The sequence below is a fragment of the Pseudomonas sp. NMI760_13 genome (genome assembly GCF_021283245.1).
GTDB lineage: Bacteria > Pseudomonadota > Gammaproteobacteria > Pseudomonadales > Pseudomonadaceae > Aquipseudomonas > Aquipseudomonas peradeniyensis.
Map to the genome: position 1 here is coordinate 1 of NZ_JAJSRC010000106.1, position 365 is coordinate 365.

Annotated in this window: 1 pseudogene; it reads left to right on the forward strand. The window is 69.6% G+C overall.

Annotated elements, in window-relative coordinates:
• Positions 1 to 365, forward strand: a pseudogene (locus LU671_RS29845) (type VI secretion system Vgr family protein); the annotation flags it as partial.

Below are 365 nucleotides of genomic sequence, written 5' to 3' on the forward strand. Positions count from 1 at the left end.
GCGCATCGCCGAGGTCGAGGGCGACGACGTGCGCCTGCAGCCGGGCCTGAGCTTCAACCTGGTCGAACACCCCCGCGAAGATCTCAACATCCATTGGCGGGTGGCCAGCGTGCGCCACGAGGGCGCGCAGTTCACCAGCCTGCAGGAGGAAGCTGCCGGCGCCGAACAAGGCACGCGCTACTCGCAAAAGGCCCTGCTGGTGCCCGGGCGCATCGAATGGCGCCCCGAGGCGCCGCCCAAGCCACGCATCGACGGCCCGCACATGGCCACGGTGGTCGGCCCCGAGGACGAGGAGATCTTTTGCGACGAGTGGGGCCGGGTCAAGGTCAGCTTCCCCTGGGACCGCGAGAGCCGCGACAACGAGT